Origin of the sequence: Paenarthrobacter sp. 4246 (assembly GCF_040546855.1) — a bacterium.
Taxonomy (GTDB): Bacteria; Actinomycetota; Actinomycetes; order Actinomycetales; family Micrococcaceae; genus Arthrobacter.
In genome coordinates this window covers 1-21,132 of the sequence record NZ_JBEPOP010000011.1, presented here as the reverse complement: position 1 = coordinate 21,132, position 21,132 = coordinate 1, and the positions used below count along the sequence as shown (strand labels likewise).

Below are 21,132 nucleotides of genomic sequence, written 5' to 3'. Positions count from 1 at the left end.
TTCTAGGCTTCTGCAGCTGCGCGGCCCAAGCCGGCGCTGAGGTTCTTGGTGAGTTGCCCGACAGCGTCCACGCCGCCATCGCGGAGGGCCGCAACCAGGGCGGTTCCAACGATCACGCCGTCAGCATAGGCAGCAATTTCGCGGACGTGGTCCGGGTTGGACACGCCCAAACCGACGCACACGCGCTCGGCTCCGGCAGCGTGGGCCCGGGCCACCACGTCTTCAGCACTGCTGCTGACAGAGGTACGTGTTCCGGTGACACCCATGATGGAGACCGCGTAGACGAATCCACGGCTTGCCTTGACCGTCATGTCCAGCCGCTCAGGGGTGGACGACGGTGCCACAAGGAACACCCGGTCCAAGCCGTACTTGTTGGAGGCTTCGATCCACTCGTGAGCCTCGTCAGGAACCAAGTCAGGGGTAATGAGACCTGCTCCCCCGGCCTCGGCCAGGCGGCGGGAGAACTCATCCACGCCCATGCGCATGACCGGGTTCCAGTACGTCATGACCAGAACCGCAGCATCCGTAACGGCCGTGATTCCTGCAACCACGTCAAAGACGTTGGCAACGCGGAAGCCGTTGGAAATCGCTTCGGTGGTGGCGGCCTGAATGACGGGGCCGTCCATAACAGGATCGGAGTACGGGATGCCGATTTCGATCAGGTCAGCGCCGTTGCGGGCCAGGGCTATACCGGCCTCAATGCTCTCCTTGACCGTGGGGTAGCCCGCGGGAAGGTAGCCAACCAGCGCGGCGCGGCCTTCGGCTTTGGCGCGGTCAATGGCGGCGGCGGATTTGCTGGCGAATTCTTCAGTCATCAGTTCTGGTCCTCGTTGACATCCACGGCTGCTTCGTTGGTGCGCTCCGTTGGGCCCTTGGGCTTCCGCGTGGACAGCGTGGTGCCCTTGACGTGCCCTTCCTCGTCCAACATGTTGAACCAGGCAGCGGCGGTTTCCACGTCCTTGTCGCCACGTCCGGACAGGTTGACGATCACCGTGACGTCCGAGGGGTTCTCCTTGCCCTCCGTGAGCCGGTGACCAATCTTTATGGCACCTGCCAGAGCATGCGAGGACTCGATGGCCGGGATGATGCCCTCGGTCCGGCAGAGGAGGCTGAACGCATCCATGGCCTCGGTGTCGGTTACGGCCTCGTACGTGACGCGGCCAATGTCAGCCAGGTAGGAGTGCTCCGGACCAACGCTGGGGTAGTCCAAGCCGGCGGAGATAGAGTGCGACTCAATGGTCTGGCCGTCTTCGTCCTGCATCAGGTACGAGCGGGCCCCGTGAAGTACGCCCGGGCGGCCCAGGGAGATGGCTGCTGCGTGGCGGCCCGTCTCCACGCCTTCGCCTCCGGCTTCAAAGCCGTAGATCTTCACTGATGCGTCATCAAGGAACGCGTGGAAGAGGCCGATTGCGTTGGAGCCTCCACCGATACAGGCCGCAATGGCGTCGGGAAGCTTACCGGTTTGTTCAAGGATTTGGCTGCGGGCTTCCTCGCCAATGACCTCGTGGAAATAGCGGACCATGGCAGGGAACGGATGTGCACCGGCTGCGGTACCCAGAAGGTAGTGGGTGTGCTCCACGTTGGAGACCCAGTCGCGCAGGGCGTCGTTGATGGCGTCCTTGAGTGTCTGGGAGCCGTTGGTCACGGGCACCACAGTGGCACCGAGCAGCTGCATGCGGGCAACGTTCAGGGCCTGGCGCCGGCAATCCTCGGCACCCATGTAGACCACGCATTCCAGGCCAAGCAGGGCTGCAGCCGTCGCACTGGCCACGCCATGCTGTCCGGCACCGGTCTCGGCGATGACGCGGGTCTTGCCCATGCGCTTGGCGAGCAGTGCCTGGCCGAGGACGTTGTTGATCTTGTGGGACCCTGTGTGGTTCAGGTCTTCGCGCTTGAGGAAGATGCGTGCCCCGCCGGCGTGCTCGGAGAAGCGTTTGGCTTCGGTGAGCAGGGAAGGCCTGCCGGAGTAGTTTTTGTTGAGGTCCTTGAGCTGAGCGATGAACTCGGGGTCAGCTTTGGCTTTCTCAAAGGTGTCCTGAACTTCGTCAAGCGCGGCGATGAGGGACTCGGGCATCCAGCGCCCGCCGTAGTTGCCGAAGTAGGGCCCGGAGGCGTTGCGCAGCGAAGGGCCACCTTGCAGGAATGCGTCAGCCGCATTCTCTTCTGAGCCGGCTGTTGGCGCGTCGACCATCAGTCTCACCGTCCTGTTCCAGTTAGTTCATTGGGTAGTTCCACGTGCCACAAGGCAGCCGCAGGCTCAAGCCCGGGCTGCCTTGCGACCGTTCGCCGTGATTCAGTGACTGCCTCAGTTCCTGACGGCGATGGCGGCAGCTCCAGCTGCCTTGAATTCGGTGATGCGTTCGCGCGGCGTGGAGTCGCTGACCAGCGCCTCCCCCACCAGGATGGCGTTGGCGCCGCCCGCTGCGTAATGCGAGACGTCATCCGCGCCCCTGACACCCGACTCGGCGACAATAACAGCCCCGGCAGGAATCAATCCGGCCAGGGAACCGAAAACCGAGCGATCGACGTCGAGCGTCTTGAGGTTGCGCACATTGATGCCGATGATCTTGGCCTGCGCCGCGACGGCGCGTTCGATCTCTTCCTCGGTGTGGGTTTCCACCAGCACATTCATGCCGAGCTCGTGGCTCAGCGCGCTGAAATCCGCCAGCTCCGAGTCGGACAATGCCGCGACAATAAGCAGGATGAGGTCGGCACCGTGGGCACGGGCTTCCCAGATCTGGTACTCGTCCACCGTGAAGTCCTTGCGCAACAAAGGAACATCGACGGCGGCACGGACGGCATCGAGGTCGGCCAGCGAGCCGCCGAAACGGCGCTGTTCGGTCAGGACGCTGATGACGGAAGCTCCGCCGTCGGCGTACTGCACCGCCAGGGAGGCGGGATCCGCGATGGGCGCGAGGTCGCCCTTGGAGGGGCTGCGACGCTTGATTTCTGCGATGACTTTGAGGTCGTTGCGGACGGATGATGGACCGCCCAGGGCGGCCCATGCATCGTGGGCCGGGGCGGCACCTGCGGCGCGGTCCTTCAGCTCCGCAAGGGACACGAGACGCCTGCGCGTCTCCATCTCCTCCTTGACGCCAACAATGATGTCATCAAGAACGGTCACGATTAGTGGCCGTTGTTCTGCAGCTTGCTGCCGCCAACTCCGTAGCCCGCCTTGCGCATGACGAAGCCCACGATCAGGCCGATGACCATGACGACCAGTCCGCCGACGAAGATCGGCGTGTTGGCGATGACGAACGCGATGGAGGAAATCAGGGCACCGACCAGCATCACAAGTACGCAGGTCCAGGCAGCCGGGCTGTTTCCGTGGCCGATGGCGTCAGCGTGGCTGGCCATGGTGGATTCAGCTTGGTTTGCGGACACTGTTGTTTTGCTCATGTGAAATCTCCTCAGGATGAATACTGCTTACATTCTGCCATTTATTGGCGGCGCCCGGGACATCGTCCGACGTCAAGACAGGCGTGTGGGCTTTTGTTGCGCCGCACCTGCCCGCCCGCCCCCTGTGGCTGCCTACGTAGGGTCCTCACCACGCGAAAGGCTGTCCCAGCTGTCAATCTCGTCCACCGGCTCGTTGCTGCTCTTCCGGCCCCGGGCGCCGGCGTCGTATTTGGTCCGCGAGGTCCAGTGTCGGCCAGCCAGCGGCAGGGCAACAGCGCAAAGGGCCAGCAGGGCACCCGCCGCAATGGCTGCCACCGGGAACGCCGTGGGGGCAGCGTCGGCCTGACCGCCGGAGACGCCTGTTGCGGCCGCAATGGCCCCCTGGGCGGCGCCCAGCGGGTCAAGCAGGACGGTGATTGCGGCAAGAATGATCCCGGTCGCTGACAAGACGATGAGGACCGCGATGATCCAGCGCGCGATTTTCCCGGCAATGGACGCTGCGAGTCCGCCGGCCAAGGCGACCACCGCAAGTGCGGTAACCGCTGTGGCTGCCTTGCTGCCTTGGACGTGGAGGACGCTGTTGGACGCTCCGGTGGGATCAAGGCTGACCTCGATCCAGGTCTGCGTGGTGGCACCGAATACCACCAGGGCAAGGATGGTGGTGGCCAGAACCAGGGTGGATTTGCGTGCCCAGCGCGGCGGCTGCCTGACGGGAGACGCTGACGGTGCGGTGCTCATGAAGCGGAAGTCCCGTCGTCGTGGTTGTCTGCAGTTCCCACCGTGTCAGCGGAAATGTTCTGCAGCGATCCCGCGGTGTGGACGGCCCGAAGGGGTGCCGCCGCTTTGTTCACCGTCTCCAGCGCTTCGGATGGCTTGTGCGAATCGGCCACGATTCCACCGCCGGCCTGGACATAGGCGCGGCCCTCACGGAGCAGGGCTGAGCGGATGGCAATCGCCATGTCCATGTCACCGGCGAAGTCCAGGTAACCCACCACGCCACCGTAGATGCCACGCCGGTGGGGTTCCAGTTCGTCGAGCAGGCGCAGCGCGCGGGGCTTGGGAGCACCGGACAGGGTGCCCGCCGGGAACGTTGCCCTGAGGACGTCGTAGGCCTTGGCCTGGGGAGCGAGCTCCCCCACCACGGTGGACACAAGGTGCATGATGTGGCTGAACCGCTCCACTTCCATGAACTGCGTGACATCCACCGTTCCGGCTACACAGACCTTCGACAGATCGTTGCGCGACAGGTCCACCAGCATCAGGTGCTCGGCGCGCTCCTTCTGGTCGGCCAGCAGCTCTGTTGCCAGTGCCTTGTCTGCCTCAACGGTCTTCCCGCGGGGGCGCGAGCCGGCGATGGGGTGGGTGATGACTTCCTCGCCGGTCACAGTCACAAGCGCTTCCGGTGACGAGCCCACAATCGAGTACTCGCGGCCGTCAGCATCCTCCAGGCTGAAGAGATACATGTACGGGCTCGGGTTGGTATTGCGCAGGACGCGGTAAACGTCCAGGGGATCCGCAGCGCACTCCATCTCGAAGCGCCGGGAAATCACCACCTGGAAAACCTCGCCGTCAACAATGGCTTCCTTGCCGCGGTCGATCGCCTCCAGGTACTTGGCTTCATCCCACCGCTCCTGCACGCTGGAAGCGAAGTCCAGGGCAGCGGTTTCCAGCACGGAGACCGGCTGGGCCACGGGGGTGCTGATCTGGTCCAGCAAGCCCTTCACCCGGGCGACGGCGTCGTGCCAGGCGTCGTCCACGCGCTCGGAGCTGTCGTCGAAGTTGATGGCGTTGGCAATCAGGAGCACGGTGCCGTCCATATTGTCGTGAACAGCCATGTCCGTGACCAGGTTGAGGGCCATCTCAGGCAGGTGCAGGTCGTCTTCGGGCGGAGACGTCAGCCGCTCCCAGTGACGGACAGCTTCCCACCCGAGGAAGCCGACCAAACCGGACGTGAACGGCGGCAACCCATCAAAGCGGTCAGTTTGGAGGGCCGCAATGGTGTCCCGCACCGCGTCAACGGGGTTACCCGAGACGGGAACCCCTACGGGCGGCTCGCCAATCCAGTGAGCCTGTCCGTCTTTGGTGGTCAGCGTGGCACGGGACTTGGATCCGATGAAGGAGTAACGCGACCACGCACCGCCAACTGCCGCGGATTCCAGGAGGAATGTTCCGGGTTGGCCCTTGGCCAGCTTGCGGTACAAGCCAATGGGAGTCTCGGCGTCTGCCAGGACCTTGAGTCGGACAGGGATGACACGGCTGTGGACGGCGAGTTCGCGGAACTCTTCCAGGCCCGGGCTGATGATTCCAAGGTCCTGCATGGCTATGTTCTCCGCCTTTTGTCTGAGGTGGTGCGTCAGTGGAAAGTAGTGGGTGCCTTAGTCGCGGTGGCCCGTAACAACTGTGATGTCGCGACCATCGAAGCAGGTCCGGGTTCCGGTGTGGCAGGCTGCGCCGATCTGGTCCACGCGGATCAGGAGGGCATCGCCGTCGCAGTCAAGGGCGACAGACTTCACGAACTGTACGTGTCCGGAAGTGTCGCCCTTGCGCCAGTACTCCTGGCGGGAGCGTGAGTAGAAGGTCACCCGTCCCGTGGTCATGGTGCGGTGGAGAGCCTCGTCATCCATCCAGCCAAGCATGAGGACCTCGTTGGTATCGTGCTGCTGCACGATAGCGGCGACGAGCCCGGCTGAATCACGCTTGAGGGCGCTGGCAATCTCCCGCGGCAAGGGGCCTGCGGGGTCGCTGGAGAGCTCCACGGCGGGAGAGTGGCTGGGGGCGGACTGCTCTGACATCAGATCAAGTCTAGTGCCTTTGACGGGAGCCGCATTCTACGGCGGTTCCCCTGCGCATGAGCGCTCCGATCGTGCTAGTTTCACAAGTGATGCATTTCGTCGATCCTTCCCGAGAAGTACTGGCCGAAACCCTGCTGGCGGCCGGACCTGACTCCCCCACGCTCTGCGAAGGGTGGCAGACGCGGGATCTTGCTGCTCATTTGTATCTGCGCGAACGGAAAATTGCAGTGGGTTTGGGCCTTCTGATTCCCAGTTTGGGCAAGGCCTCAGAAAAGGCCACCTCCAAGCTTGCAGCCAAGCTCAAGAGCCCCGACGCCTACGCGGACCTCATCAAGACGTTCCGCGCCGGCCCTCCGGCCCTCTCCCCCTTGAAGATCAAGGCCCTGGATGAGACGTCCAACCTCATTGAGTACTTTGTACACACCGAGGACGTCCGCCGCGCGGGCGACCGTTGGGCGCCCCGCGCACTCGACGAAGCATATTCAGATGCCCTCTGGGACGACCTCATCAAACGGGCCGCCTTCCTGTATCGCGGCGTAGACCTCGGCATCGTACTGGTGCGCCCCACCGGGCCGCGGCATGTCGCCAAGCGTGCCCCCGTTTCCGTCGCCATTGTTGGCGAACCGGGCGAATTGCTCATGCACGCGCACGGCCGCACCAGCCAGGCTTTGGTCACCTTCGAAGGCCAGCCGGACGCCGTCGCGCTGTTGCAGTCCGCCGACATCGGCCTCTAAAAGCAAGGGAGGCTCACCCGCGCGGTGAACCTCCCTTGCTTTTTGTTCTCCTCCGGATCAACGGACCTCGAAGCCGGCTTCGCGGATAGCCGCCTTGACCTGGGCGATCATGTCGTCCGGCCCAAAGTGGAACACCGAGGCGGCCAGAACGGCATCAGCTCCTGCTTCTACGGCGGGCGGGAAGTGTGCCGGTTCCCCGGCGCCACCCGAGGCAATGATCGGAATGTTCACCGCAGCACGGACCAAGCGGATCAGTTCAAGGTCGAAGCCGTCCTTCGTACCGTCGGCGTCGATTGAGTTAAGCAGGATTTCCCCCACACCCCGCTCCGCCGCTTCCTTGGCCCAGGCGATGGCGTCGATGCCGGTTCCGGTGCGGCCACCATGGGTGGTGACTTCAAAACCGGACGACGTCGGGACGTCGCCCTCGCGGGTACGGCGCGCATCCACGGAGAGCACCAGGACCTGCGAGCCGAAGTGACGGGTGATTTCGTCAATGACCTCCGGACGCGCAACAGCCGCGGTATTGATGGACGCTTTGTCCGCACCGAAGCGCAGGAGCTTGTCCACCTCTGCCACTCCACGGACGCCACCACCCACGGTGAGCGGAATGAAGACTTCCTCAGCGGTGCGGCGGACGACGTCGAACGTGGTTTCGCGGTTGCCGGATGAGGCAGTGACATCCAGGAACGTCAGTTCATCTGCCCCGCCATTGTCGTAACGGTGCGCAAGTTCCACTGGATCACCGGCGTCGCGGAGGCCTTCAAAGTTGACGCCTTTGACGACGCGGCCTGCGTCGACATCAAGGCAGGGTATGACGCGGACGGCTACAGCCATGTGCTGCTCCTCAGTTCTGCTGGGCTCTACTCGATCATTGCGTGGGTTAGATGCGGCAGGCGTGGATGCTGCTGACCAGGATGGCGCGCGCACCGAGGTCGTAGAGCTCGTCCATGATGCGGTTGGTTTCCTTCTTGGGGACCATTGACCGCACGGCAACCCATTCGGAATCACGCAGCGGTGAGACCGTGGGCGATTCAAGGCCGGGAGTCAGCGCAGCGGCGTCTTCCACAAGGTCCTTGCGGATGTCGTAGTCCATCAGCACGTACTGGCGGGCCACCAGGACGCCCTGGAGCCGGCGGATGAGGGTGTCGATCTCCTTGGCCGTTCCATTGGCCGAACCGCCCGAGTTGGAGCGGCGGATGAGCACGGCCTCGGACTTCAGGATGGGATCACCAAAGATCTCCATGCCAGCAGCCTTGAGGGTGTTTCCGGTTTCAACGACGTCGGCAATTGCGTCCGCCACGCCGAGGCGTACGGAGGACTCCACGGCACCATCCAGGCGGACCACTGTTGCGTTCACGCCGCGCTCGGCGAGGTAGTCGCGCAGAAGGCCGTCGTAGCTGGTGGCCAATCGCTTACCTTCAAGCTGTTCGACGCCGGCAAAGTCGCCTACCGGACCGGCAAAACGGAAGGTAGATGGGGCAAAGCCCAGGGGAAGAATTTCCTCGGCTTCGACCTTCGCATCAAGCAGGAGATCCCTGCCGGTGATGCCGACATCCAGCGTTCCCTGGCCCACGTAAACAGCGATGTCACGGGGACGGAGGAAGAAGAACTCAATGTCGTTATCGGGGTCCACCATGACCAGCTCGCGGGTATCGCGGCGTTGGCGGTAACCGGCCTCTGACAACATGGCCGAGGCGGCTTCGGACAGGGATCCCTTATTGGGGACTGCTACACGGAGCATGGGGAGACTTTCTTGTTGGAAGGGAGGTTTTCAGGCACCTTGGCCACGCAGGGGCTCCACTACAGGCAAGCGGAGTGGCGTGGCTAGAGATGCTTGTAAACGTCCTCCAGTGTGAGGCCCTTGGCCAGCATGAGGACCTGCAAGTGGTAAAGCAGCTGGGAGATTTCCTCAGCGGCAGCTTCGTCCGATTCATACTCCGCGGCCATCCAGACTTCGGCGGCCTCTTCGACCACCTTCTTGCCGATGCCGTGGATTCCGGAGTCCAGTTCGGCAACCGTGCGCGAGCCTGCCGGGCGGGTCGCTGCTTTCTCACTCAGTTCTGCGAACAGCGTCTCGAAATTCTTCACGCCCTCCAGACTACTTGCTCCGGGGCGGACACCGCTTGTTGGGGCGTTGCATGACGAAGGGGATGTGAGTGAAGACACACCCACATCCCCTTTGGCGCCTACAGGCAACGGGCCTTAGCTGAACTGCTTCAGCGTCACTGCAGTGGCCAGGGCCGCGGTGACGGCTTCGTGGCCTTTGTCTTCCTTGGAACCGGGCAGGCCTGCGCGGTCCAGGCCCTGCTGCTCGGTGTCACAGGTGAGGACACCGAAGCCCACCGGCACGCCGGTGCGGACGCTGACATCGGTGAGTCCCGACGTCGCGGCCTGGCATACGTAATCAAAGTGCGGTGTCCCGCCGCGGATGACCACGCCGAGTGCCACCACGGCGTCAAAGTGTGGTGCGAGCCTGGCGGCGGCGACCGGAAGCTCAAAGCTGCCCGGAACCCGCAGGAGTGTCGGCTCGGCAATCCCGGCTTCCTTGGCGGCGCGGAGTGCGCCATCCACCAATCCATCCATGATCTGTGTATGCCAGCTTGCCGCCACGATGGCGAGCTTCAGCTGCGAGGTTTCCTCAGGGTTGAGGGTAGTGAGGTCAATAGTGGGTGCGCCGTGTCCGCTCATGGTGTGCTGTGGATCCGTTCAGTCTTGGTTGTTGTCAAAAGTGTGGTTCGAAGGCGTCTTGCCATTGCTGACGGGCTCGACTTCGAGCGTCAACCGGTGGTCCATCCGGTCCTTCTTGGTCTGCAGGTAGCGCAGGTTCTGTTCGCGTGAGGGCACTTCGGTGGGCACCATTTCCACCACAGTCACTCCAGCCTTGTCGAGCCGGTGCTGTTTGTCGGGATTGTTGCTCAGCAGCCGGACTTCATGGAGGCCCATCTCGGCGAGGATCTGTCCTGCCGCGCTGTACGAACGTGCATCAACCGGCAAGCCCAACTGCTCGTTGGCTTCCACGGTGTCGAACCCGGCTTCCTGCAAGGCGTAGGCCTTGATCTTGTTGGCCAGTCCGATACCTCGGCCCTCTTGGCCGCGCAGGTAGAGCAGCGTTCCGCCTTCGGCGTGGATGAGTTCCAATGCGAAAGCCAGCTGCTCTCCGCAGTCGCAGCGGTATGAGCCGAAAACATCGCCGGTCAGGCATTCCGAGTGCAGCCGTACCAGCGGCGCACGGCCGTCCTTCGGCGGATTGGGCGAACTGACGGCGAGGTGCTCGTGGCCTGTCTCAAGGTCAGTCCACGCCTGTGCCGCAAAGTCGCCAAATGCCGTAGGTAACTGCACGATCGGACCACCGCTGACGCGGTGGGGTCCGGGGCCAGTGTGGTCACTGCTGCGTGTGGTCGATGCAGTCATCGCTTCTCCTCGTCCTCCTGTAAAACATGTGCCGTCCGCGACTCTACCGCCTCAACATAGGACACCAGATCCTCGATGGAGATGAGGGGGCATCCATGGTCAGCGGCGAAATCGCGCAGACTGTCCAGCCGCATCATTTCACCGTCATCATGTACCAACTCTGCGATCACACCTACCGGAGCCAGCCCGGCAAGTCGACACAGGTCAACAGCAGCTTCCGTGTGACCCGGACGTTCACGCACTCCCCCGTTAACTGCCCGCAACGGGAAAATATGCCCTGGGCGGGTGATCGAGGCCGGAGTACTGCTCGGATCCGCCAGAATCCGGGCCGTCAGCGCACGGTCAGTGGCTGAGATTCCGGTGCTGACTCCGATCGCGGCATCGCAGGAAACGGTGTAAGCAGTACCTTTGGCGTCCTCGTTGATCTCCACCATGGGCGGCAGCACCAGTGCGTCCGCACGTTCGCCATCCAGGGGAACGCAGATGACGCCGGATGAATACCGGATGGTCCATCCCATGAGGGCGGGCGTGGCGTGCTGGGCGGCGAAAATAACGTCGCCTTCGTTCTCACGGTCCTCGTTGTCCACCACGATCACAGCCCGGCCCGCAGCCATTGCCTCAATGGCCGCTTCCACGGGATCCAGTCCTGTACGGGAAGTTCCGGCCGGTGATGTCTTGGCAGGGGCGCTCATCGCGTGCCCCCTGCCTGCGGTGCGAAGGACAGGAGGCGTTCGGTGTACTTGGCCAGCACGTCCACTTCCAGGTTGACGCGGCCACCCAATGGCTTGGCTCCCAGCCCGGTTTCTTCCAGCGTTGTGGGGATCAGCCCCACTTCAAACCATGGCTCCGGTTCGGCAGCAGCGCTGACGGCGGTCACTGTCAGCGAGACACCGTCGACGGCGATCGACCCTTTCTCGGCAATGTAGCGTGCCAGCGGGGCCGGGACACCAAAACGCAGCCGATCCCAGTTGCCCAGCGCCTCGCGCTCCAGCAACTCACCCACACCGTCCACATGCCCCTGCACCACGTGGCCGTCCAGGCGTCCGCCTGCTGGAACACAGCGTTCAAGGTTCACGGTGTCCCCTGGGGCCAGCCCGCCGATGGTGGTCCGGACAAGGGTTTCACCCATGACATCAACGCTGAAGTCCTGCCCGTCAATCTGTGTGGCGGTCAGGCATACTCCATTGACGGCGATGGACCCACCCAAGGCCAAGCCATCGGTGGTGGTGGGTGCTTTCAGCCGCAGCGTGGCGCTGGCATTGCCGTCGTGCTCAATGCCCAGCACAGTCCCTTGTTCTGCAACGATTCCAGTAAACATCAGTGTCCTCCTGTGACATGTTCCGCAGCTTCACCGCGCGGAACCAAACTCTTGTGTGGATCCAAATTCTTGATATTGGCGGCGGCGCCCCGGGGCGACCGCAGGTGCAACCGAAGGTCGTTGCCGAGCGTCCGGACCGCTCCGCCACCGGCATCGTCCCAGGACCAGCGCTGGGCGTCAGCCAGCGTGGTGATTCCGAGGTCGTGCAGGGCAGGAGTTCCGGATCCCAGCAACGTCGGAGCCAGGTAGACGATCAGTTCGTCCACGAGGTGCGCACCGAGGAATGTGCTCAGGATGGACGAGCCGCCTTCCACCATGACGTGCCTGACTCCCTGGTCGAACAGCATGCCCAAAGCCTCTGCGGGATCCCGTGTTGGCAGGTGCACAAAGCGCCCGTCGGTCCCCCGGACTGCGGCATCTCCAGGGACGTCCCGTAAACCCATCACGGCGCGCAGCGGCTGCCGGCTGAAGAGTTCTCCCTGCGCGTCCCTCGCAGTGAGCCGGGGGTTGTCAATCAGGACCGTCCCTGTGCCCACCAGGATGGCGTCGATGCGTCCCCGCAGCCCATGGTTGTCAGCGAGCGACTCCGGACTGGAAATCCATTGACTGGTGCCGTCGTCGGCCGCAATGCGGCTGTCCAACGTCTGCGCGATGTGCAACGTGACGAACGGGCGCTTGGCTGCAACGGCGTCGAACCAATCGCGGTTGAGGTCGAAGGCCCGGTCGAGGGCCAGCCCGGAACGGACCTCCACGCCGGCGGAGCGGAGCGTGCGGGCACCGCCCGCAGCGGGGTCGTGAGGATCGTCGACGGCGTAGATCACCTTTGAGATTCCCGCCGCCATGATTGCCTGCGCGCAGGGTCCGGTTCGGCCCACGTGGTTGCAGGGTTCCAGTGTGACCACCATGGTTGTTCCCACGGTGTCGATGCCCTGCTTGCGGGCTTCGGAGATCGCGTCTGCTTCTGCATGGGCCGTGCCGGCACCCCGATGGTACCCCGTAGCCAATTTCTCGCCCCCGGGACTGAGGATGACTGCCCCAACCAGCGGGTTGGCTCCGCGCGGACCGGCCAAGGCTGCGGCCAGTGCGGCATCCATGGCACCTTGCTCCGCTGAAGTGTAGATGGAGTTATCGACCGTCATCGTGCAACTCCCGCGGGTACTGCAATGCCCGGTTTGCCGGCATCGTGGTTGGTCCGTTCGCGTTTTTCAGCCCGCCACCAGACGAAGAAGCCGGCCAGGGTAAAGAATCCGTAGAACAGGTACATGACCGCGCTGGCGTAGTAGCCGGCGCTGAACAGCAGGGGCACGCCCACGATGTCCACGGCAACCCAGATCAACCAAAACTCAGTCCATCCACGGGCCATGCCGTACGTTGCCAGAAGTGACCCCATAAAGGTCCAGGCGTCAGCCCAGACCGGCGGGTAGGAGCCCAGGGCATCAAACAAGGGCGTCAGTGCTGCCGTACCGGCCACCATGGCACCAATCAGGGCGATGCGGACTTTGTTGCTGGCCCAGCCAGGCACAATGGCGCGCCCTTGGCTGCTCGATTGGCGACCTTGCTGCCACCGGTACCAGCCGTAAACGGCGACGGCGATGAACATCACCTGCCGTGCTGCCTGCCCCCACAGGGTAGCCGGCGCTGCTGCACCAAAGACGTTACCCAGGAAGACCGTGAGCAGGAGGATGTTGCCGACTATGCCGATCGGCCAAGCCCAGACTTTGCGGCGCATACCGCCAAGGGCGCTGAGGAGCCCAAAGATGTTTCCAAGCACTTCGCGTAAGACAAGAGCAGATCCTCCAACGGGGATCTGTGCTTCGAAGAGCCATCGCAGAAAGTCCATGCCGTTCCTTCCCAGTAAGCCGCGATGACTCCGGGGGTGTACGACAGCGCAATGCCGGGCGTCGCTAAAGGAACGCCCACGGCATGACTGTACGTGCTTCTCCCATCCAGACTTTAACTGTCGGTACCGGAATTTCACCAGTTCAACCGTCTGCCATCGAACATCCAATCACTTGGAATCCGATGGCTCGCGGGTCGCGGACTATAACCGCCGGTTCGGACTTACACCGACCCCGGAGCACGTATGTGTGTTGTTATTCTGCCACAACTACCAAGATGGCCGGGCTATTCCCAGCCATCTTCGTAACATGTGGTGACGATCGTCAGGCGAACGTCGCCGTCACAGCCTGGCCCGCCGACCGGAGCCGGTCTATCGCCGCTGCGGGGTCCTGGTGCCCATAGACCGCCGAGCCTGCCACGAACACATTGGCACCGGCTTCCGCGGCCCTGATGATCGTTTCCTCAGTAATGCCCCCATCCACTTGGATGGCCACGCCGATGCCGGAGCCCTCCACCGCTGCCCGCGCACGTCGGATCTTGGGCAGGGTGATGTCCAGGAAGGACTGCCCACCGAATCCGGGCTCCACCGTCATGATCAACAGCATGTCCAACTCGCTGAGCATGTCCAGGTAGGGCTCAACCGGTGTAGCCGGACGAAGGGCCATTCCAGCCTTGGATCCCCGCGCACGCAGTTCGCGTGCCAGCTTCACGGGGGCCATGGCGGCTTCCGCATGGAACGTCACCGAAGCAACGCCGGCGTCCGCGTAGGCAGGCGCCCAACGGTCGGCGTCGGAAATCATCAGATGGGCGTCCAACGGTACCGGACTGACCGCCTGGATCCGCTGCACCACCGGCAGGCCCAGCGTCAGGTTGGGGACAAAGTGGTTGTCCATAACGTCAACATGGACGGCATCGGCATTGCTGATCCGCTGCAGTTCCGCCTCAAGGTTGACGAAATCGGCAGACAGGATGCTCGGGTTGATACAGCACTGAGACAAAGCAGCCCCTCTGGGTCGGTGGGAATGGAAGGCCGGGCTACCGGCAGTTACGGCTTTTTACGGATGATGGCCATGAACATGGCATCGGTCTGGTGGACGTGCGGCCATAACTGGGCCGTTTGTTCGTGACCTGCGCCCAAGCGCCCGGTGAGGCTGACATCGTCAAGCGCCTGCCCGGCGTCGAGCAGTTCCAGATCCTCACGCTTGGCCATGACGTCGCTGACTACCGCGGTGGTTTCGGCCGGGTGCGGCGAGCATGTCACATAAGCGACCACGCCGCCGGGCTTCACGGCATCAATCGCGGACTTCAGGAGATCACGCTGCAACGGGCCAAGATCGCCAATGTCCTTGGGTGAGCGCCGCCACCGCGATTCGGGCCGCCTGCGCAAAGCTCCCAGCCCACTGCAGGGGACATCAACCAGGACGCGGTCGAAAGCTTCGGACTGCTCCGAACCAACGTCGCGTCCGTCACCGGTCCGCACCGACCACGTGTCCTCCGGGACAGCCGACAGTGCCTGCTGAACGAGCTTGGCCCTGTGCGGCGCGGGCTCGTTGGCCAACAAGGTAGCGCCGTCCCTGTGCGCCAGGGCAGCCAGAAGAGCGGCCTTGCCTCCCGGACCCGCGCACAAGTCCAACCAGCGTTCACGTCCGGAGGAGGCGCCAAGGTCCACGCCGGCCAAGGCCCGGGCAACCAACTGGGATCCGACATCCTGGACGCGGGTGGTTCCGCGACGAACTGTTTCCAGGCGGCCGAGGTCTCCACCGGCGGACAATGCCGAATCTTCTACCAGTTCCCCTGCCGTGGCCCCATTGTCGAAAGCCTCGTCCAGGCTTCCCAAACCCGGCAGCGCCACCAGATTGACCACGGGCGCGGCGTTGTCCGCCTCCAGCAGGTCATCAATTTCCGACTTCGGACGTCCGTGGTTGACCAGGGACTGCCGCAATGCGCGGACAATCCATTCAGGGTGGGCATGCCGGAGCGAGGCAATCCGGGTTTCATCGGTTTCGTTGGCCAGCAGGATGTCCAGCCACTCGCCCATGCTGTGGGCAGTGACCTTGCGCAGGACTGCGTTGATCAACGCTGACGGACCTGCGCCGATGACTGCTCGCGCCAAGCCAACAGTCTGGTCCAACGCTGCATGCGCTGGAACACGCATCGAGAGTAACTGATGGGCGCCAATCCGCAGGGCATCCAGAATTGCCGGATCCAACTGCTCAAGGGGGCGGTCCACGCAGCGGGCGAGAATGGCGTCGTAGGTACCTTGGCCCCGCAAAGCGCCATAGCTCAGCTCCGTGGCGAAGCCGGCATCCCGGCGATCCAACCGGTGTTCCCGTATGCGGGCTGGGAGCACCAGGTTGGCGTAAGCATCCTCGGAAGCAACGGCACGGAGCACTTCGAAGGCCACAAGACGGGCTGGGTCAGCGCGGCGGGTGCGCTGCGAGGGAGCATTGTTCGTGAAGCCCCGTTGAGGGCCACGGTTTCGCTCCCGGCCCTGGGCGTCACGCCGGCTTTCGCCACGTGCACCCCGGTTGCCTTGTCCGGCGCCGTCCCGGTTCCCGCTGTTGTTGGGGCCTCGCCGGCCGGACTCACTCATTCGAATACCACTCTCTCGGGTGTTGCCAAGCCGCGGGCCCAGTCAGCCGACGACATCATCTTCTTACCTGCCGGCTGGATCCTGCCGAGCTCAACGGCGTGGGATCCGGTGCCCACCAGCACAGATTTGCCCTCCACCCTGATGGCGCCCGGAGCCAGGTCCTTGATCTCAGGACGGAGTGCCAGTGGTTCAAGTTTGATTCGCTGGCCTTCCAGCGTTGTCCATGCCCCCGGCTCAGGTGTCACACCACGAGCCCGGCGGCTGACGGCAAGGGCCGGCAGCTGCCAGTCAAGGCGGCCGTCCTCCAGCATCAATTTGGGAGCGAGGGAGACTTCTCCGGTTTGGGGTTGCGGGGCAGCCTGACCGGCGTCGATCGCGGAAAGCGTCTGGCTGAGAAGCACGGCTCCGCTGATGGCGAGGCGCTCGAGGAGGTCCCCGGAGGTGTCGTCCGGCCGCACAGCTTCAGTGAGGGTACCGAACACGGGGCCGGTATCGAGGCCTTCTTCGAGCTGGAACGTCACGGCACCAGTGATTTCGTCCCCCGCGATGATTGATCGCTGGACGGGGGCAGCGCCCCGCCAAGCAGGGAGGAGCGAGAAATGCAGATTGACCCACCCATGCCTCGGAACTCCCAAGGCTGCCTTAGGAACAATTCCACCGTAGGCAACAATGGCAGCGACATCCGGGGCGAAGTCCGAGATCCGGGCGGTGGTTTCCGCATCGACCTTGGCCGCGCGGATGACGTCGATACCCAGTTCCATGGCCCGCGCTGCGACGGGCGAAGGTGTCAGTACACGCTTCCTGCCTAACGGCGCGTCCGGGCGCGTCAGGACCGCGACGACGTCGAATCCCGCCTTAACCAGAGCGTCCAACGATGGGACGGCCACCGCGGGGGTTCCTGCGAAAAGGACCCTCACTCGGGTGCCCCGAAACTGCCGCCACCAAAACTGGATCCCACGCTGGCGGCGCGCTGTGACGTGGTCTTCTCCGTGATGGCATGGTAGTTGGCGTTCCGGATGGCGCGGAGAGCTGCCTTACGGTCCTCCCCTTCCAACCTGTCCGTGTACAAGATGCCGTCAAGGTGGTCCGTTTCGTGCTGGAAACACCGGGCAAGCATGCCCTCTGCTTCCACCGAGACCGGGTTGCCGTTCATATCAACACCGGTGGCCCTGGTGGTCCGGAAACGGCGGACCGGGAAGCCCAGCCCGGGGATCGAGAGGCAACCCTCTACTTCGTCGGGCTGGAAGTCATCGCTGTTCTCCAGGACGGGGTTGATGATGTGGCCTTCCACTCCCCCAATACGGTAGGTAAAAACACGCTGGCTGACGCCGATCTGAGGTGCAGCGAGGCCCGCACCTTCCACGTCCTCCATGGTTTCAGTCATGTCAGCTACCAGCTTGGCGAGCTCCGGACCAAAATCGGTGACAGGGTCCGCTACGGTGCGCAACACCGGATCCCCGATGATTCGGATACTCAAAATTGCCATGTGCTGTCAGTCCTCACTATCGTCAAACCCGGCTCCGGGTGTTGCGGAGCCTAAGCCAGTTTAGTTGAGGTCAGTCACCGCTGGCGCTGTTTGCCGCTCCGGCGCCGACCGCTGCGAACACCGGCGGAGCAATGGGCAACAGCGCTTGTCCCGCTGCAGAGACGTCTGCCGACATTTCCCAGACGCGCCGAAGCGCGCAGAACTTCCACCAGTGGTGCTTGAGGATTTCCGGGTTGGCCCGCATCGGCCGGACTTCGGTCTCTCCGATGGCTACAGCGAGCAGCATGGGGTTGTCTCCGTATTTCCATGGCTCCCACACTCCGGCAATGGGATCGACCAGGCTTTCCTCCGCCTTCATTCCGGCCGCGAGTTGCATGACCACTTTGTCATCCAGGGACTTGACCGTTCCATCCCGCGTAGTGCCTTTGGTCTTGTAGTCGATCAGGCAGATACGCCCGTTGATCCGGGCTACAAGGTCAAGTGTCCCGGCGTAGCCCACAGTCTTGTTCCACACGGTGATCTCCGGGGCCAACGGCTCCACCCGGTACAGCTCCCACCATTCATCGAAACGGGCGGCAAATGCCTCCTCACCATGGGCTGCGAGGTCGTCCCGGCATTCCTGCATGCGGTGCGGACGACCCAGGGCACGCAAGGCAACCTGCTCGCAGTACGTGTGCACGCGGTCGCCTCGTGCTGCTGCCGCATCCCTATATATCTCAGCAGCTTTGGCCGCCTTGGTAATCGCTTGGCGGGTTTTGGCCGGGCTTCCAAGAATCGCAGGAAGCTCCGGATCCGCAGCGAGACTGCTCGCACCCATGTAGCTGAACCAGCCATCCAGCGAGTGGGCCTGTTGTCCGATCACCGTGGTGATGGAGGGAACCGAAAATTGCTCCGTGGTGGAGCGGGCATACATCCGGCCGTAATCAGTAGCGTGGGCAAGCAGTGGAGCAGTCATATAAAGACTGTGTCATACAGGGCCGACAGAATTCTCCGGTGGGAAGATCATTGCGAGTTGCTCCGGAGACAGTCGGGCGAGCTTCGCGGCAAGGATGGGAGCCGTCTCCGCCAGCTTCGAATTGGACAGCCCAGGGTCAGGAGGGGTCCAGGGCACATCAGGTTCATCGTCAGCACGCATGTTGACAAAGTGCTCCGATGAAGCGTTTCGTGACGCGAAACACCCATCGGTGTTGGCGAATGCCGTGCAATTACTGCCCCGTCAAGCGCGAAGCCGCCGTCAGCACCAAGGACTGGAGTGCTTACACCAGGCAAAAAGCGGACGTGGTGGCTGCGATCCTCACAAGCGCAGGAGAACCCGACTAGCACTAACCAGCGCCCGGTATGGATCCTTCATCGGCGCCTTGGCGTTGAACCGAATCCCCCATGTGAGAGAGGCAAAGATCAATGAAGATTGGCAACTTCGTTCCTGCGCGGGTTGAGCTGCAGGAATCCCAGGTCGGCCGCCGGCAGGTACTGATAAGCCTCGGGGGCGCAGTTCTCGTCGCCACGGTGAGTGCGTGCGCATTGTTGGAGCTCCCCGACGAGGTAGAGCTTTCTGACATTATTGGCGAGTGGACATCGAAGCCGAAGAACGGCCACACCACACTTTTGAAGCTCTGCGCTGACGGTATCTTTGAGTGGTCTGGTGTGACTGAGGGAACCTTCGGGGATGGGACCTCTTCAGAGAAGCTCGACTGGGAAAGGTTAGTGACCTATTCCGGCCAATGGTCGATCAAAAAGGACCTCGTCAGCAAAAAGTTCACGAACGTCAGGCTCCGGCCTGAGACATCACAGGACTTGGCAATCTTTCCCTTGTCTGTCTGGAAACGTGGCTCAGATCAGTTCCTCACCTATACGCTAGGCGATCCGGACGGGGGCGATAGGTTCGAATTCCATAACCGCTAAGCCCCGGTTCGGGAAGAACTCAACCGGCGCGGATGTAGCCTGCCTGTTCCACGGTGCGGACTAAATTCAGCGCCCTGATCACAGCTTTCGCTGAGCGTGGTGATGAACTTCATGGCATCACAGCCGGAGCCACCGCTTACCTGATCAAGCCCTTCCACCCCCGCCAACTACGTGAACTAGCGCTGCAACTGAGCCCTCAACAACTCACATCCCCGGAACCATAAACAAGCCCTGAAAAGACAATTAGCAATCCTGCCGGCGCGCGCTTTCTTGCGGCACAGATATGAAAGGCTGCAGCTATGGACAGAATGAACCGCACAGCGCTCCACCACGCAGCCCTGGAAAACGATGTTGCCGCCGTAGAGCAACTTCTTGCTGACGGCGCTTCTCCCGATGCCCAGGACAAAGCCGGATTCACGCCCCTACATTTTGCTGCGCAGGAATACTCAGTAGAAGCATCTGCTGCTTTGCTTGGTGCCGGCGCCACCGTTGATCTTCAAAACGGCTGGGGTAACACCGCGCTCTTTACAGCCGTCTTCAATTCAAACGGCCGTGGCGAACTGATCAAACTCCTGCGTTCGCACGGCGCTGATCCGCTCTGTGTCAACGGAAGCGGCCAGACGCCCGTGGGGCTGGCGCGGCTGATCGGCAACTACGACGTCGCGCAGTACTTCACCGACGTACCTGAGTAACCTGCGTTATCCAAGACTTATCCTGATGCCATGGATAGAGTGCTGCTCGATCAGGTGATCATGACGGACTACGGCCAGTTCGACCTCATTTGGGCTGACGAGGGCGGCTTCGACGGCATCTTTGAACGCTTCTTTGAGGGCCAAGTCAACGGCCTGGTCGGGGCTGCAGCTCCCAATGGCGTCTATATCAACCTCGGACGACGGTCTGGCGGTTCTGACATGTGCATCGTTCTCCTTGATAAGCGGCCAGCTACGGAACCCGATAGCGCATGGGAAGACATCGTAGAGGTATCCTTCGCACTCCCCCCAGGACACGATCTGCGTTGGGCCTCGTGGGCCGATGAGACGAAGGGGGAACTAGCTAACGTGCCGCCCGGGAGCTACCGGCTGCGGGTCAGTGCGATGGGCCGCGACGAAGGCCATGATGGAGAATTTTCCGAAGAAGTCGTCGATCATTACCTGCTGGAGATGTGGCCAGCTACGCCGAAACCCGACGCCATCGTGCGCTCAAAGAGCCAGAGCGCCGAGTACTGGCACAAGACGTGGGGAAGCCGCCGCTAGGCGCAGCATCGCTTCAAGACTGTTCGTCTGGCCATCACTCCGGAAGTTCGCCGGCGGCGATCCGCTCTGCAGTGACCCTGTACGCCTCAGCGATGTAGCTTTCCACATCGGTGGCAGCAAGGCGCCAGACGTTCCGGCCTCCAACCTGGATACCCCGCAGATCGCCTGACTTGAGCAAGGCCCTGATCTGGTTCGCTGACACATTCAGTTCCTCGGCAACCTGTTCCGTCGTCAGTCAGGAACCGGTGCTTCTTGGCATCCTCTGGCATACACCCATCCTAAAGTCGGCCTGCGTAGTGAACTGGCAACCGCGCAAACAGCAGTTATGCTAGTCGTTGGATTTATTGTGCTGGTTTGGGGGCAGGCATGGGAATTGCTTTTGATGACGGCGCAGCCGACGCGCTG

General features: G+C 62.8%; 26 protein-coding genes and 1 riboswitch. Of the genes, 4 read left to right on the top strand and 22 right to left on the bottom strand.

The features are described from left to right. Nucleotides 1-2: 2 nt before the first annotated feature. The 7 genes from trpA to hisI all read right to left on the bottom strand — a co-directional run bounded on the left by trpA (nt 3) and on the right by hisI (nt 6,191). Complete coding sequence (trpA, locus tag ABIE35_RS18370; RefSeq protein ID WP_354517162.1) at nt 3-815, bottom strand: tryptophan synthase subunit alpha; 813 nt, start codon at nt 813-815, stop codon at nt 3-5. Next, nucleotides 815-2,191: a tryptophan synthase subunit beta gene (gene trpB / locus ABIE35_RS18365; RefSeq protein ID WP_354517160.1), complete on the bottom strand. Its 1,377-nt coding sequence runs from the start codon at nt 2,189-2,191 to the stop codon at nt 815-817. Before trpB ends, trpA begins: the two co-directional genes overlap by 1 nt. A gap of 114 nt (nt 2,192-2,305) precedes the next feature. Then, nucleotides 2,306-3,124 carry an indole-3-glycerol phosphate synthase TrpC gene (gene trpC / locus ABIE35_RS18360; RefSeq protein ID WP_354517158.1) on the bottom strand — a complete coding sequence of 273 codons (819 nt, stop codon included), beginning with the start codon at nt 3,122-3,124 and terminating at the stop codon, nt 2,306-2,308. Between the two features lie 2 nt (nt 3,125-3,126). Next, entirely contained in the window at nt 3,127-3,399 is a 273-nt protein-coding gene (locus tag ABIE35_RS18355) for an HGxxPAAW family protein (RefSeq protein ID WP_089594626.1), read from the bottom strand. A 132-nt stretch (nt 3,400-3,531) separates the two neighbouring features. Then, the gene (locus ABIE35_RS18350; RefSeq protein ID WP_354517156.1) at nt 3,532-4,137 is read right to left on the bottom strand and encodes a Trp biosynthesis-associated membrane protein; all 606 of its coding nucleotides are present in this window, start codon (nt 4,135-4,137) and stop codon (nt 3,532-3,534) included. Further along, nucleotides 4,134-5,717, bottom strand: coding sequence for an anthranilate synthase component I (locus ABIE35_RS18345; RefSeq protein WP_354517155.1), 1,584 nt, complete (start codon nt 5,715-5,717; stop codon nt 4,134-4,136). Before ABIE35_RS18345 ends, ABIE35_RS18350 begins: the two co-directional genes overlap by 4 nt. A gap of 57 nt (nt 5,718-5,774) precedes the next feature. Next, nucleotides 5,775-6,191 (bottom strand): phosphoribosyl-AMP cyclohydrolase, encoded by a 417-nt coding sequence (hisI, locus tag ABIE35_RS18340; protein WP_354517153.1) that lies wholly within the window; start codon nt 6,189-6,191, stop codon nt 5,775-5,777. 89 nt (nt 6,192-6,280) lie between these two features. Between hisI and ABIE35_RS18335 the strand changes: the two genes are divergently transcribed. Beyond that, a complete protein-coding gene (locus ABIE35_RS18335; protein ID WP_207597537.1) occupies nt 6,281-6,925 on the top strand; it encodes a TIGR03085 family metal-binding protein in 645 nt (214 codons plus the stop codon). Between the two features lie 57 nt (nt 6,926-6,982). On the opposite strand, the gene hisF is transcribed toward ABIE35_RS18335, so the two are convergent. The 14 genes from hisF to ABIE35_RS18265 form a co-directional block, all read right to left on the bottom strand. Further along, complete coding sequence (gene hisF, locus ABIE35_RS18330; RefSeq protein WP_354517151.1) at nt 6,983-7,759, bottom strand: imidazole glycerol phosphate synthase subunit HisF; 777 nt, start codon at nt 7,757-7,759, stop codon at nt 6,983-6,985. A 46-nt stretch (nt 7,760-7,805) separates the two neighbouring features. Continuing rightward, complete coding sequence (gene hisG / locus ABIE35_RS18325) at nt 7,806-8,666, bottom strand: ATP phosphoribosyltransferase (RefSeq protein WP_354517149.1); 861 nt, start codon at nt 8,664-8,666, stop codon at nt 7,806-7,808. 83 nt (nt 8,667-8,749) lie between these two features. Then, nucleotides 8,750-9,013: a phosphoribosyl-ATP diphosphatase gene (locus tag ABIE35_RS18320; RefSeq protein ID WP_024820576.1), complete on the bottom strand. Its 264-nt coding sequence runs from the start codon at nt 9,011-9,013 to the stop codon at nt 8,750-8,752. 114 nt (nt 9,014-9,127) lie between these two features. Then, a complete protein-coding gene (gene ribH / locus ABIE35_RS18315; protein WP_207597207.1) occupies nt 9,128-9,613 on the bottom strand; it encodes a 6,7-dimethyl-8-ribityllumazine synthase in 486 nt (161 codons plus the stop codon). 18 nt (nt 9,614-9,631) lie between these two features. Next, on the bottom strand, nt 9,632-10,336 hold the full coding sequence (ribA, locus tag ABIE35_RS18310) for a GTP cyclohydrolase II (protein ID WP_354517148.1): 705 nt from the start codon (nt 10,334-10,336) through the stop codon (nt 9,632-9,634). After that, nucleotides 10,333-11,028: a 3,4-dihydroxy-2-butanone-4-phosphate synthase gene (ribB, locus tag ABIE35_RS18305; RefSeq protein WP_354517146.1), complete on the bottom strand. Its 696-nt coding sequence runs from the start codon at nt 11,026-11,028 to the stop codon at nt 10,333-10,335. The genes ribA and ribB overlap by 4 nt, the downstream gene beginning before the upstream one ends. Beyond that, the gene (locus ABIE35_RS18300) at nt 11,025-11,654 is read right to left on the bottom strand and encodes a riboflavin synthase (protein ID WP_354517145.1); all 630 of its coding nucleotides are present in this window, start codon (nt 11,652-11,654) and stop codon (nt 11,025-11,027) included. The genes ribB and ABIE35_RS18300 overlap by 4 nt, the downstream gene beginning before the upstream one ends. Next, nucleotides 11,654-12,793 (bottom strand): bifunctional diaminohydroxyphosphoribosylaminopyrimidine deaminase/5-amino-6-(5-phosphoribosylamino)uracil reductase RibD, encoded by a 1,140-nt coding sequence (ribD, locus tag ABIE35_RS18295; protein WP_354517143.1) that lies wholly within the window; start codon nt 12,791-12,793, stop codon nt 11,654-11,656. Before ribD ends, ABIE35_RS18300 begins: the two co-directional genes overlap by 1 nt. Next, a complete protein-coding gene (pnuC, locus tag ABIE35_RS18290) occupies nt 12,790-13,494 on the bottom strand; it encodes a nicotinamide riboside transporter PnuC (RefSeq protein WP_354517141.1) in 705 nt (234 codons plus the stop codon). The genes ribD and pnuC overlap by 4 nt, the downstream gene beginning before the upstream one ends. A gap of 89 nt (nt 13,495-13,583) precedes the next feature. Beyond that, nucleotides 13,584-13,739: riboswitch (FMN riboswitch) on the bottom strand. Nucleotides 13,740-13,816: 77 nt separating this feature from the next. Further along, complete coding sequence (gene rpe / locus ABIE35_RS18285; RefSeq protein WP_354517140.1) at nt 13,817-14,491, bottom strand: ribulose-phosphate 3-epimerase; 675 nt, start codon at nt 14,489-14,491, stop codon at nt 13,817-13,819. 47 nt (nt 14,492-14,538) lie between these two features. Further along, nucleotides 14,539-16,086 (bottom strand): RsmB/NOP family class I SAM-dependent RNA methyltransferase, encoded by a 1,548-nt coding sequence (locus tag ABIE35_RS18280; protein WP_354517139.1) that lies wholly within the window; start codon nt 16,084-16,086, stop codon nt 14,539-14,541. After that, nucleotides 16,083-17,003 (bottom strand): methionyl-tRNA formyltransferase, encoded by a 921-nt coding sequence (gene fmt / locus ABIE35_RS18275; RefSeq protein ID WP_354517137.1) that lies wholly within the window; start codon nt 17,001-17,003, stop codon nt 16,083-16,085. Before fmt ends, ABIE35_RS18280 begins: the two co-directional genes overlap by 4 nt. Then, nucleotides 17,000-17,572, bottom strand: a complete 573-nt coding sequence (gene def, locus ABIE35_RS18270; protein WP_354517135.1) for a peptide deformylase — start codon at nt 17,570-17,572, stop codon at nt 17,000-17,002. Before def ends, fmt begins: the two co-directional genes overlap by 4 nt. A gap of 70 nt (nt 17,573-17,642) precedes the next feature. Then, the gene (locus ABIE35_RS18265) at nt 17,643-18,527 is read right to left on the bottom strand and encodes a cytochrome (RefSeq protein ID WP_354517133.1); all 885 of its coding nucleotides are present in this window, start codon (nt 18,525-18,527) and stop codon (nt 17,643-17,645) included. A gap of 446 nt (nt 18,528-18,973) precedes the next feature. Between ABIE35_RS18265 and ABIE35_RS18260 the strand changes: the two genes are divergently transcribed. The 3 genes from ABIE35_RS18260 to ABIE35_RS18250 all read left to right on the top strand — a co-directional run bounded on the left by ABIE35_RS18260 (nt 18,974) and on the right by ABIE35_RS18250 (nt 20,727). Continuing rightward, nucleotides 18,974-19,474 carry a hypothetical protein gene (locus ABIE35_RS18260; protein WP_354517132.1) on the top strand — a complete coding sequence of 167 codons (501 nt, stop codon included), beginning with the start codon at nt 18,974-18,976 and terminating at the stop codon, nt 19,472-19,474. Between the two features lie 299 nt (nt 19,475-19,773). Beyond that, a complete protein-coding gene (locus tag ABIE35_RS18255) occupies nt 19,774-20,166 on the top strand; it encodes an ankyrin repeat domain-containing protein (RefSeq protein WP_354517130.1) in 393 nt (130 codons plus the stop codon). A 30-nt stretch (nt 20,167-20,196) separates the two neighbouring features. Beyond that, nucleotides 20,197-20,727: a hypothetical protein gene (locus ABIE35_RS18250; protein WP_354517128.1), complete on the top strand. Its 531-nt coding sequence runs from the start codon at nt 20,197-20,199 to the stop codon at nt 20,725-20,727. A gap of 34 nt (nt 20,728-20,761) precedes the next feature. On the opposite strand, the gene ABIE35_RS18245 is transcribed toward ABIE35_RS18250, so the two are convergent. After that, nucleotides 20,762-20,929: a DNA-binding protein gene (locus ABIE35_RS18245; RefSeq protein ID WP_354517127.1), complete on the bottom strand. Its 168-nt coding sequence runs from the start codon at nt 20,927-20,929 to the stop codon at nt 20,762-20,764. Between the last annotated feature and the right edge of the window lie 203 nt (nt 20,930-21,132).